A 7,104-nucleotide genomic window follows, 5' to 3' on the forward strand; every position below is an offset into this window, starting at 1 on the left:
TTAATCCTCCTTCTTGAGGCGCGCCTTCAGCGCGGCGAGTTCGGCATCGACCTTGTCGCTCTGGCGCAGCTCGGCGATTTCCTCTTCCAGCGTCTTCGGTACGCCCAGGCCCAGCGCTTCCGCGCGGCCCTCGGCATCGTCGACGCGGCGTTCCAGGATGTCGAAGCGGCTGAACGCCTCGTGCGTCTTGGGGCCGGCGTACATCTCGCGCAGGCGGTAGCGGTTGTTGGCGCTTTCCAGCCGCGTCTGGACGTTGGACTGCTTGGCGCGTGCCTCGGTCAGCTTCTTCTGCAGCTTGGCGATATCCTCTTCCGACGCGCGCAGCGCATCGTCGAGCACCTTCACCTCGATCATCAGCTGTTCGGCCATGTCGCCGGCCTTCTGCTTCTCGACGAGGGCGGCCTTGGCCAGGTCTTCGCGGTCCTTCGACAGCGCCAGCTCCGCCTTTTCCTGCCAGCTCGCCTGCAGCTGATCGAGCTTGTTGATGTGGCGGCGCATTTCCTTCTGGTCGGCGATCGTCCGTGCCGCGCTGGCGCGCACCTCGACCAGCGTCTCCTCCATTTCGAGGATGATCATGCGGATCATCTTCGCCGGATCTTCCGCCTTTTCCAGCAGGTCGGCGAAATTGGCGGCGACGATGTCGCGGGTGCGGGAAAAGATGCCCATCGTGTCGGTGCTCCTCAAAATCATGGCCGGGGCGAGCCGGGACCGTGGCCCGCCCCGGTTTGGGACCGCTTTACGCAACTTGGCGGGCGGTCGTCACGCTGGTCTGGTGTGCCGTCGCCGGTCCCACCGCGCCAGCGACGCAGGTCGCGCTGAACAGGACGGTGCAGACGATGGCGGCAAACTTGCGACCGATCTCGGTGTTGAACATGGGAACCTCCTGAAGCCTTGTTTCGGGCCGCCGCATTGGCGGTATGCCAGCAGCATTGCAGGAGGCGTGCCAATTTCAAAAATGGCGGATTTCCGTCGTTTCGCAGTGTATTATTTTCCTGAACCACCGATGAACACTTGCGCATTCTTGGTGTTTTCCGCCAGAAGTTGGCGATGCAGCGGACGACACAGGTCATCGGTCAATCGGGCGCCTTTCTGGACGCGCTGGAACGTGCCAGCCGCGCCGCCGCGCTCGACCGCCCGGTGCTGGTGATCGGCGAACGCGGCACCGGAAAGGAGCTGGTCGCCGAACGCCTCCACCGCCTGTCCCCCCGCTGGGATCAGCCGCTCGTCATCATGAACTGCGCCGCGCTGCCGGAATCGCTGATCGAGGCCGAATTGTTCGGGCATGAGGCGGGCGCCTTCACCGGTGCGACCAAGGCGCGGGCCGGGCGGTTCGAAGAGGCGCATGGCGGCACCCTGTTCCTCGACGAGCTCGGCACGCTGTCGATGGCGGCGCAAGACCGGCTGCTGCGTGCGGTGGAATATGGCGAGGTGACGCGGATCGGATCGTCGCGGCCGATGCGGGTCGACGTGCGCATCGTCGCGGCGACCAACGAACATCTGCCCGATAAGGTCGATGCGCACGAATTCCGCGCCGATCTGCTTGACCGGTTGAGTTTCGAGGTGGTGACGCTGCCGCCGCTGCGCGCGCGCTCCGGCGACATTGCGGTGCTCGCCGACCATTTCGGGCGGCGCATGGCGTCGGAGATCGGCTGGGAACGCTGGCCCGGCTTCGGCCCGCGCGCGCTCGATCAATTGCTGACGCATCGCTGGCCGGGCAACGTGCGCGAGCTGCGCAACGTCGTCGAACGCGCGGTCTATCGCTGGGAGGGCGAGGGGCCGGTCGACGGGATCGAGATCGATCCCTTCGCCTCGCCCTATCGCCCGCAGGACGGCGCACGGCGCGGAGCGAGCGGCGGCAGCACGTCGGCGCCGGCTCCCGCGCCGTCCTCCTTCTCCCCGCCGGCGGAGGTGGAGGACAGCCCCGTCGCGGCCTGCGATGCCGGCCCGTCCGACTTCAAGTCGCGCGTCGCCCGCTTCGAACGCGAACTGCTGGCCCGCGCGCTCGCCGAACACCGCTTCAACCAGCGCGCGACGGCGGAGGCTTTGGGGCTGAGCTACGACCAGCTACGCCACGCGCTGCGCCGCCACGACCTGATCAACGCGAACGGTTAGGAGCCGCCCCACACACCCCGTCACCCCGGACTTGTTCCGGGGTCCACCGGGCCGCAAGGGGTAAGCAAGAGGCTCCGGCCGCCCCCCCCTCGCCGCAGAGTGGACCCCGGAACAAGTCCGGGGTGACGAAGTAGGACATACACCACGTCACCCCGGCCGCAGAGCCGGGGTCCCGCTTCTTCTTCTCACCGCCCGTCGTAAAAAGCGGGACCCCGGATCACGTCCGGGGTGACGAGGTGGATGGGGGCGATGGCGTGGTCATCACTCATCACGCTTGCGTAACGGCGCGGGAGCGTTAGGCCCGCTTCCGCGTTAACGCGGGGACGCAACCGTCCCCACCTTATGGAAGGAGCCTTTCCCATGGCATTCGAACTGCCGCCGCTGCCCTACGCTTACGACGCGCTGGAGCCGGTCATCTCGAAGGAGACGATGACCTTCCACCACGACAAGCATCACGCCGCCTACACCAACAAGCTGAACGAAGGCGTCGCCGCCGACCCGAAGCTGGAAGGCAAGACGATCGAGGAAATCCTCGGCATGATCTCGTCGCTGCCCCCGCTGATCCGCAATAACGGCGGCGGCTTCTGGAACCACGACTTCTTCTGGAAGATCATGGGGCCGAAGGGTTCGACCCAGCCGTCGGGCGCGCTGAAGGACGCGATCGACGCGTACGGCGGCCTCGACAAGCTGAAGGAAGACTTCAACACCAAGGGCGCGGGCCAGTTCGGCTCGGGCTGGGCGTGGGTGATCAAGGATTCGTCGGGCGCGCTGAAGGTGACGTCGACGCCGAACCAGGACAACCCGCTGATGGACGACGCCAAGGAACCCGGCACGCCGATCCTGGGCAACGACGTGTGGGAACACGCCTATTACCTCACCTATATGAACGACCGCCCCGGCTATCTGAAGGCGTGGTGGGACGTCGTGAACTGGGACGAGGCCGGCAAGCGCTTCGACGCGGCGTAACGCGTACCCATCCTCCCCTGCGCACGCAGGGGAGGGGGACCGCCGCCGAAGGCGGTGGTGGAGGGGCGGCCCCGAGCGACACCGCCTGCGGCTGCCCCTCCACCACGCTTCTGCGAAGCTCGGTCCCCCTCCCCGCGGAGCGGGGAGGACTTACTCCACCGGAATGTCCGTTTCCGGGTTCGCGTCGGTATTCAGCCCGTGCCGCAGCAGCATCGGGATATTCGCAAACGCGAACAGCAGGGTCAGCGGGATCGCGCCCCACAGTTTGAACCCGACCCAGAAATCCCAGTTCGTATTCCGCCACACCGCCTCGTTCAGCGCCGCCATCACCACGAAGAACAGCGCCCAGTTGCGCGTCAGCTTGCGCCACCCTTGCGCGGTCAGCCCCGGATAGGCGGTGCCGAGCAGCCCCTCGAGCAGCGGTCGCCCGGTCAGCAGGCCGAAGCCCAGCACGATCGCGAACATCGCATAGACGAAGGTCGGCTTCATCTGGATGAACTTGGGGTCGTGGAACCACACGGTCAGCCCGCCGAACACGACGACGAACCCGCCGGAAATCCACAGCATCGGCGAGATATGGCCGAGCTTGCGCTTCGACACGATCATCGCCGCGATCGTCGCGAGGACGAAGGCGGTCGTCGCCACGATCACCTTGGCGATCACCAGCGCGCCCGCTCGGTCGAGGTCGGACAGGAAGCCGGTGCTCGCCCCGACCAGCCGGATGGCGAGGCTCGCGGGGAACAGGAAATTGACCGCGAAGAACACGAGCAGCGGCCCGTATTCGACGCCCAACCGCACGCCGGGGGAGGATTTCTGGGGTGCGTTGGTCATGCCGCCATCTCCCCGCCCGTCACCCCGGCCTTGAGCCGGGGTCCCGCTTGTCCGCGCGGTTGGAAGAAGAAGCGGGACCCCGGCTCAAGGCCGGGGTGACGAGGCGCAGGGGGCTCTCCCCCTTCCACGTTCGTCATTCCCGCGAAGGCGGGAATCCAGACGGGCTGGCCTTGCGGCGCCATCGCAGACGTTCGCCAATCTGGATTCCCGCCTGCGCGGGAATGACGAAGCAAGAGAGGCAACATCACTTCCGCCCCCCTGCATCGACACCGGCGATGATCCGCGCCACTTCGTTCGCATCGAACGGCCGCAGGTCGGTCATCCCTTCGCCCACGCCGATCGCATGGATCGGCAGGCCGTATTTCTCCGCCGCCGCGACCAGCACGCCGCCGCGCGCGGTGCCGTCAAGTTTCGTCATCACGAGGCCGGTGACGCCCGCCACCTCCTTGAACACCTCGATCTGCGACAGCGCATTCTGCCCTGTCGTCGCATCCAGCACGAGCACGACGTCATGCGGGCTGGCCGGGTTGATCCGCCCCAGCACGCGGCGGATCTTGGCAAGCTCGTCCATCAGCTCGCGCTTGTTCTGCAAGCGCCCCGCCGTGTCGACGATCAGCACGTCGATGCCCGTTTCGGTCGCCTTCTTGACGGCATCCCACACCACGCCCGCGGCATCGCCGCCCTCCGGCCCGGTGACGATCGGCACGCCGACCCGCTCGGCCCAGGTGGCGAGCTGGCCGATCGCGGCGGCGCGGAACGTGTCGCCCGCCGCCAGCATCACGCCGTAATCCTGCTCCATCAGCAGGTGCGCGAGCTTGGCGATCGTCGTGGTCTTGCCCGATCCGTTGACGCCGATCACCAGGATCACCTGCGGCCGCGGGAACGCCTCGATCTCGATCGGCTTGGCAACCTTGGCGAGCGCCTTTTCCACCTCTTCGGCGACGACCAGGCGGATGCCCAGTTCCTCCATGTTCCGCTCGAACGTGCCTTCGGCGAGGCGCGCGCGGATCTTGCCCGCGGTATCGGGGCCGAGGTCGGACGCGATCAGCGCTTCCTCCACCTCGTCCAGCGTCGCATCGTCTAACCGCGCGCCGCCGAGGCCGGCGAGGTTGCCGACCAGCCGATCGGACGTCTTCTTGAAGCCGCCGAGCAGGCGTTCGTGCCAGGAGGGGGTGGTGCTCATGAAATCGTACCTAGCAGATGGGTGTCGGTTGCAGCGGTGATGCGGGCGGAAACGATCGTCCCCGGTTCGGCGGTGGCGTCCAGCAGCACCTCGGCGAAATTGCCGGCGTGGCCGCGGGTTCCCGGCCGTTCGACCAGCACGTCCTGCACGCTGCCGGTGAGGCTCGCAAGCCACGCCGCCCGGCGCCGTCCGGCGCTCGCGCGCAGCCGTTCGGCGCGGTCCTTGATCGCAGCGGGCGCGACCTGCGGCATGCGCGCGGCCGGCGTCCCGGCGCGCGGGGAATAGGGGAAGATATGGCCATGGACGATATCCGCATCGTCGATCAGCGCCAGCGTGTCGACGAACATGCCCTCATCCTCGGTCGGAAAGCCTGCGATCAGGTCCGCGCCGATCGCGATATCGGGGCGTGCCGCCTTCAGCCGCGCGACCATATCCACGGACTGGCTCCGCGAATGCCGTCGCTTCATCCGCTTCAAGACCATGTCGCTGCCCGCCTGGAACGACAGGTGCAGGTGCGGCATCACCCGCGCCTCGCCCGTCACCAGCTCGAACAGGCGATCGTCGATCTCGATCGAATCGAGCGACGACAATCGCAGCCGCCCCAGCGCCGGCACATGCCGCAGGATACGCTCGACCAGCAGCCCCAGCGTCGGTGCGCCGGGCAGGTCGTGGCCATAGCTCGTCAGGTCGACGCCGGTCAGCACCACCTCCTGATGGCCTGCATCGACTAGGCCCGCGATCCGCTCCACCACCGCGCCCGCCGGCACGGATCGGCTGGGACCGCGGCCGAAGGGGATGGCGCAGAAGGTGCAGCGATGGTCGCAGCCATTCTGCACCTCGACGAACGCGCGCGCATGGCCGGTGAAGCTTGCGGCGAGGTGAGGGGCCGTCTCGCGCAACGCCATGATGTCGCCGACCACCACCGGCTCGGCGCTCGCCCAGGCGGCGGGGCTCAGCTTCTCGCCATTGCCGATCACCCGGTCCACTTCCGCCATCGCGGCGAAGCCGTCGGGGTCGATCTGGGCCGCGCAGCCGGTGACGACGATCTGCGCATCCGGCCGCTCGCGCCGCGCCCGCCGCACCGCCTGGCGGCTCGCCTTCACCGCCGCGTTGGTGACCGCGCAGGAATTGACGACCACGGTATCGCGCCCCGCCAGCAGGGCACGGATCGTTTCGCTCTCGGCGATGTTGAGACGGCAGCCGAGGGAGATGACCTCTGGCGCGGGAGCAGACATGACGCGCGATCTAGTGAGGGACGGCGCCCAAGTCCATGACATGGCCGCCGCAGTATTGGACTTCTGGTTCGGCCTGACCCAGGAACAGCATTTCGCCAAGGACGATGACCTCGACCGGCAGATCGCCGACCGCTTCGCCGCGATGCGCGACGGCGTGCTGCGCGGCGATGCGGAGGGGTGGCGCGACGATCCCGACGCCTTGCTCGCCGCGATCATCCTGCTCGACCAATTCTCCCGCAACATCCATCGCGACACCGCAGAGGCGTTCGCGGCGGACGACCTCGCCGTCGAGCTGACGCTGGATGCGATCGCCAAGGGCTGGGAAGGGCGCTTCCCCCCGGAGCGGCGCGTGTTCCTGTACATGCCGCTGATGCATGCGGAGAATTTGGGCCTCCAGAATCTGTCGGTCGAGAAGTTCGAGGATCTGGGGCTGGCGGAGAACACCGCCTTCGCCAAGGACCACCGTGACGTCATCGCGCAATACGGCCGTTTCCCCAGCCGCAACGCCGCGCTGGGTCGGGCGTCGACCGAGGCGGAACAGGCGTATCTCGCGCAGCCGGACGCGGGCTGGTAGGTTCTCGTTCGTCACCGGTCCCTCATTCGTCATCCCCTGCGTCCGCCGGGATGACGAGGGGTGGGCCCCCCAAAAAAAGCCCGTCATTCCCGCGCAGGCGGGAATCCAGACTGGCTGGCCTCGCGCTTCTATCGCTGACGGCATAGGTTATGGATTCCCGCCTTCGGAATGACGTAGATGGGGCGGGCGGCGCCCCGCCTCCC

The 7,104-nt window shown here is 67.4% G+C and carries 8 protein-coding genes; 3 read left to right on the forward strand and 5 right to left on the reverse strand.

Annotated features, from left to right (window positions below; all coding sequences use genetic code 11):
- Positions 1-666 (reverse strand): phage shock protein PspA, encoded by a 666-nt coding sequence (pspA, locus tag ACGVWT_RS13155; RefSeq protein ID WP_017978241.1) that lies wholly within the window; start codon positions 664-666, stop codon positions 1-3.
- A 70-nt stretch (positions 667-736) separates the two neighbouring features.
- The gene (locus tag ACGVWT_RS13160; protein WP_017978242.1) at positions 737-874 is read right to left on the reverse strand and encodes a hypothetical protein; all 138 of its coding nucleotides are present in this window, start codon (positions 872-874) and stop codon (positions 737-739) included.
- Between the two features lie 173 nt (positions 875-1,047).
- Here ACGVWT_RS13160 and pspF point away from each other — a divergent pair, with 173 nt between their 5' ends.
- On the forward strand, positions 1,048-2,112 hold the full coding sequence (gene pspF / locus ACGVWT_RS13165; RefSeq protein WP_315462801.1) for a phage shock protein operon transcriptional activator: 1,065 nt from the start codon (positions 1,048-1,050) through the stop codon (positions 2,110-2,112).
- Between the two features lie 360 nt (positions 2,113-2,472).
- A complete protein-coding gene (locus tag ACGVWT_RS13170) occupies positions 2,473-3,078 on the forward strand; it encodes a superoxide dismutase (RefSeq protein WP_017978244.1) in 606 nt (201 codons plus the stop codon).
- A gap of 150 nt (positions 3,079-3,228) precedes the next feature.
- On the opposite strand, the gene ACGVWT_RS13175 is transcribed toward ACGVWT_RS13170, so the two are convergent.
- The 3 genes from ACGVWT_RS13175 to mtaB form a co-directional block, all read right to left on the reverse strand.
- Positions 3,229-3,909, reverse strand: coding sequence for a septation protein A (locus ACGVWT_RS13175; protein ID WP_315462802.1), 681 nt, complete (start codon positions 3,907-3,909; stop codon positions 3,229-3,231).
- A gap of 244 nt (positions 3,910-4,153) precedes the next feature.
- Positions 4,154-5,092 (reverse strand): signal recognition particle-docking protein FtsY, encoded by a 939-nt coding sequence (gene ftsY / locus ACGVWT_RS13180; RefSeq protein ID WP_147037452.1) that lies wholly within the window; start codon positions 5,090-5,092, stop codon positions 4,154-4,156.
- Complete coding sequence (gene mtaB / locus ACGVWT_RS13185) at positions 5,089-6,327, reverse strand: tRNA (N(6)-L-threonylcarbamoyladenosine(37)-C(2))-methylthiotransferase MtaB (protein WP_315462803.1); 1,239 nt, start codon at positions 6,325-6,327, stop codon at positions 5,089-5,091. Before mtaB ends, ftsY begins: the two co-directional genes overlap by 4 nt.
- Here mtaB and ACGVWT_RS13190 point away from each other — a divergent pair.
- The gene (locus ACGVWT_RS13190) at positions 6,326-6,901 is read left to right on the forward strand and encodes a DUF924 family protein (RefSeq protein ID WP_394426717.1); all 576 of its coding nucleotides are present in this window, start codon (positions 6,326-6,328) and stop codon (positions 6,899-6,901) included. The genes mtaB and ACGVWT_RS13190 overlap by 2 nt on opposite strands.
- Positions 6,902-7,104 lie beyond the last annotated feature (203 nt).

Origin of the sequence: Sphingomonas sp. S6, from assembly GCF_043498045.1 — a bacterium.
GTDB lineage: Bacteria > Pseudomonadota > Alphaproteobacteria > Sphingomonadales > Sphingomonadaceae > Sphingomonas.

What these genes read in the sequence shown, in the direction of transcription:
- ACGVWT_RS13160 (WP_017978242.1), bottom strand. Translation starts at nt 874, where the DNA reads ATGTTCAACACCGAGATCGGTCGCAAGTTTGCCGCCATCGTCTGCACC.
- ACGVWT_RS13170 (WP_017978244.1), top strand. Translation starts at nt 2,473, where the DNA reads ATGGCATTCGAACTGCCGCCGCTGCCCTACGCTTACGACGCGCTGGAG.
- mtaB (WP_315462803.1), bottom strand. Translation starts at nt 6,327, where the DNA reads ATGTCTGCTCCCGCGCCAGAGGTCATCTCCCTCGGCTGCCGTCTCAAC.
- pspA (WP_017978241.1), bottom strand. Translation starts at nt 666, where the DNA reads ATGGGCATCTTTTCCCGCACCCGCGACATCGTCGCCGCCAATTTCGCC.
- ACGVWT_RS13190 (WP_394426717.1), top strand. Translation starts at nt 6,326, where the DNA reads ATGACGCGCGATCTAGTGAGGGACGGCGCCCAAGTCCATGACATGGCC.
- ACGVWT_RS13175 (WP_315462802.1), bottom strand. Translation starts at nt 3,909, where the DNA reads ATGACCAACGCACCCCAGAAATCCTCCCCCGGCGTGCGGTTGGGCGTC.
- pspF (WP_315462801.1), top strand. Translation starts at nt 1,048, where the DNA reads ATGCAGCGGACGACACAGGTCATCGGTCAATCGGGCGCCTTTCTGGAC.
- ftsY (WP_147037452.1), bottom strand. Translation starts at nt 5,092, where the DNA reads ATGAGCACCACCCCCTCCTGGCACGAACGCCTGCTCGGCGGCTTCAAG.